This is a genomic window from Niallia sp. Sow4_A1, assembly GCF_052116745.1.
GTDB classification, from domain to species: Bacteria; Bacillota; Bacilli; order Bacillales; family Cytobacillaceae; genus Niallia; species Niallia hominis.
In genome coordinates this window covers 1-3,706 of sequence record NZ_JBQKKM010000101.1, presented here as the reverse complement: position 1 = coordinate 3,706, position 3,706 = coordinate 1, and the positions used below count along the sequence as shown (strand labels likewise).

General features: G+C 37.3%; 3 protein-coding genes. 2 read left to right on the top strand and 1 reads right to left on the bottom strand.

The features are described from left to right. Both ACTQ5K_RS25250 and ACTQ5K_RS25245 read left to right on the top strand, forming a co-directional pair. Positions 1-1,066: GH39 family glycosyl hydrolase (locus ACTQ5K_RS25250; RefSeq protein ID WP_441994441.1), on the top strand; the 1,066-nt coding region annotated here is incomplete at its 5' end. A 19-nt stretch (positions 1,067-1,085) separates the two neighbouring features. Continuing rightward, positions 1,086-2,216, top strand: a complete 1,131-nt coding sequence (locus tag ACTQ5K_RS25245) for a glycosyl hydrolase family 8 (RefSeq protein WP_235252673.1) — start codon at positions 1,086-1,088, stop codon at positions 2,214-2,216. Positions 2,217-2,273: 57 nt separating this feature from the next. On the opposite strand, the gene ACTQ5K_RS25240 is transcribed toward ACTQ5K_RS25245, so the two are convergent. Further along, positions 2,274-3,449 (bottom strand): ROK family transcriptional regulator, encoded by a 1,176-nt coding sequence (locus tag ACTQ5K_RS25240; protein WP_035415958.1) that lies wholly within the window; start codon positions 3,447-3,449, stop codon positions 2,274-2,276. Positions 3,450-3,706 lie beyond the last annotated feature (257 nt).

Here is a 3,706-nt window from a genome sequence, read left to right as displayed (position 1 = left end):
TTTTTCCAGCTACCGCGCTTTCGCTTGGTGGCCTTTTTGTCTAGTTGGGGGACTCGTCCCCCAACTAGACAAAAAGGATATTTATTCTCCCACAAACATTTTACTCATACAAGCTGTGAACCAGGATTTACAGGTTGGAGGTCCGGCAATATGCGGGGGAGCAGATGAGTGGATTGTTGATTTCTTGGAATTTTGTCATAAAGAAGAAGTGCCAGTCGATTTTGTCAGCCGTCATGCCTATACATCGCAAAGTCCTAAGAAAGTGACTCCCGATTACTATTATCAAGACCTAGTGGATAATACGGACATGCTTCAACAATTTGAGGAAGTACGTGGTCTAATTAAAAAATCAGCCTTTTCTGATTTACCATTCCATATTACAGAATATAATACGTCGTACAGTCCCATTAATCCAGTGCATGATACACCACTAAATGCTGCTTATCTTGCACGCATATTGAGTGAGGGAGGAGATTATGTAGACTCATTTTCCTATTGGACATTTAGTGATGTTTTTGAGGAGTCTGATATACCGAAGGCACCATTCCATGGAGGGTTTGGGTTAATAGCCCTTCATTCCATCCCAAAGCCTACCTTTCATTTATTTGCCTTTTTCAACAGGCTTGGTGAGGAAATGCTCTATCGCGATGATCAAATGATTATTACTCGAAAAGAAAATGGATCTATTGCCCTTGTAGCTTGGAATACTGTGATGGAAAAAGGGGAGGGCTTTGAAAAAGATTTATTGATACAAATACCTGTTAGCAGCGACCAATACTTTCTTAAGCGGCAAAGTGTCGATGAACACCATGCTAATCCTTGGAAAGTGTGGAAAGAAATGGGGAGACCTCGTTTTCCAGACAAACAGTCAATTGAAACATTAAGAGAAGCTTCTATACCAAAGCTTATGACGGCAAAAATAAATAAAGAGGAAGAGGGCTATTTAAAGCTTGCTATTACATTATCTAAAAATGAAGTAACGCTAATAGAATTAAATGAAATGAAAGATGAAACAGAAACATATAAAGGAATCGATGATAGTCTGATAACTTCCTATACGTCTTAAAAAAGGAGTGATTGTTTAAATGAGTGGTGCATTTAAAACAGGGAAATACCGAAATGTATTTAAAGAGTTGGGTTATACAGATCATGCTATTCAGACAAAATTAGAAGTTGCGTGGACTCAAATTTTTTATGGAGATAATGACACTAGAATATATTTTCCTTCTAGTGATGGTGGTTACTTATTAGATACAGGTAATCTGGATGTTAGAACGGAAGGTATGTCCTATGGAATGATGATTTCTGTCCAGTTAGATAAAAAAGAGGAATTTGACCGAATATGGAATTGGACAAAGAAGCATATGTACATGCATACTGGTGAAAATGCTGGCTATTTTGCCTGGTCTTGCAATCCAGATGGAACAAAGCGGGCGTATGGTCCAGCTCCAGATGGAGAAGAGTATTTTGCACTTGCTCTATTTTTTGCAGCACATCGATGGGGAGATGGGGAAGAACCTTTCAACTATAGTCAGCAAGCAAGAAGCTTATTACGAACCTGCCTACATAAGGGGGAAAATGGAGACGGGAACCCAATGTGGAATTTAGACAATAAGTTAATAAAGTTTGTCCCTAATTGTGAATTTACCGATCCGTCCTATCATCTACCTCATTTCTATGAGCTTTTTGCTAGCTGGGCATTTCCGGAAGATCGAGGATTTTGGAAGGAAGCTGCCAAGGCAAGTCGTGAATATTTGGAACTTTCTTGCCATCCAGAAACAGGGCTCTCCCCTGAATATGCCTTTTATGATGGGACACCAAATAATGAAAAAGGCTACGGCCATTTTTATAGTGATTCCTATCGTGTTGCTGGGAATATTGGTCTTGATTATGAATGGTTTAGAGGAAGTGAATGGGAAAGGAAAACGGCTAATAAAATTCAGAACTTTTTCGCAGAAATCGATCCTGAAGATTACAGAAGATATACGATTGATGGAGTTCCTTTTTCTGAGAAATCACTTCATCCAATTGGGTTAATTGCAACAAATGCAATGGCTTCTTTAGCAGCAGAAGGCCCGAATGCGAAACGAATGGTTGAATTATTTTGGAATACACCGATCCGAAAAGGGGATAGGCGTTATTATGATAATTGTTTATACTTTTTTAGTTTACTGGCTTTAAGTGGTAATTTCCGAATTTGGAATCCTGCAGAATAAGGACTAAAGATTATTCATACTTGTAAAAAAATTTTGATTAAATCTACGAAAATAGCATTAATCCGGTTGCACCATAAACCTTAGAAAGTTCTCTGTGGTAAAAGCAGCAGACCCTAGCGCAGAAGAGGAAAAATCGATATCTGAAAAATGGATAGCAAGTTCCGATTGATGAAAGGGTAAAGTATGATTACTTATCATTTTTTTCACGCGTGGCTCTATCCATTTTTTTGCTAAGGTTAGACGATTGCCAATAATAACTTGCTCTGGATTAAAGGTATGAATGATATTAATTATTCCAGCTCCTAAATGATCACCAACATCATTCAATAGATTGATTGCTAGCTCATTTCCTTGGTTGGCAAGTTCAATCAAATCATTTAAATGGACTTGATCTGTATCCCCATGCTTCCATTCGGAGGCTTTCGTTAATAGATATTGCTCCGATGCATATAGCTCCCAACAGCCAATATTACCACATCGACATTTCATTCCATCCTTTTGAATGGTCATATGGCCTATTTCTCCAGAATAACCATTGCTTCCTTTATACAATTCTCCGTCCATAATAATTCCAGCGCCAATACCAATTCCCGCACTTACATAGATAAGATTTTGATAAGGTTGGCCGAGACCAAATTGCTTCTCTCCATATGCTCCTGCGTTTGCTTCGTTTTCAACTAAGACTGGCAGATTAAATAATTCTTCTAAAGGCTTTTTTAGGGAAACATTATGCCATCCAAGATTTGGAGCAAGCAGAATATCGCCTTCCATGTTAATAATGCCAGGTGCTCCAATACCAATCCCGATTACACCATAAGGAGACTCAGGAGCAATGTCCATTAAAGTAGTAATTATATTTTTAATAATCTGTAGTGTATCTTCAAAGGTTAAATTTACATACTTTTCATTGATTCGGTGGATGATTTTTCCTTGTAAATCAGTTAAGATTCCTAATATGTAATTGACACCTAGGTCGATACCAATCGAATAACCAGCATGTTCATTTAATAGTAACATGACAGGTCTTCTGCCCCCACTCGATTCTCCATGACCAGATTCATAAATTAATTGTTTGTCTAGTAACTCAGATACTAAGGAGGAAACAGTTCCTTTTGTTAAACCTGTTTGTTGAGCTATTTCAGCTCGGGAAATAGGAGCAGTGTTCTTAATTAAATTTAAACAGAGTGATTTATTCTCTTTTTTAACTAGTTGTTGATTCCAAGTGACATGCATAGCTATTCCTACTCTCCTTCTCATAATGATGGAATTATGTGTTTGTTGGGTTAATTTTCTACATACTCCGAATCTTGCTTTGGGTCTTAGTATAATTGATTAATTATACTATATTTTCTTTATGAACCAAACCGAAAGAGAATTTGTGTTTGAGTCAAGTATTTGTGGGAGAAATTTTTTATCGTCGGAATTTCTCTCTTTTTCAGTGTGTTTGCTATCTCTATTGTTAACGCTTTCTATACTTACTCTATTTATAG

What these genes read in the sequence shown, in the direction of transcription:
- ACTQ5K_RS25245 (WP_235252673.1), top strand. Translation starts at nt 1,086, where the DNA reads ATGAGTGGTGCATTTAAAACAGGGAAATACCGAAATGTATTTAAAGAG.
- ACTQ5K_RS25240 (WP_035415958.1), bottom strand. Translation starts at nt 3,449, where the DNA reads ATGCATGTCACTTGGAATCAACAACTAGTTAAAAAAGAGAATAAATCA.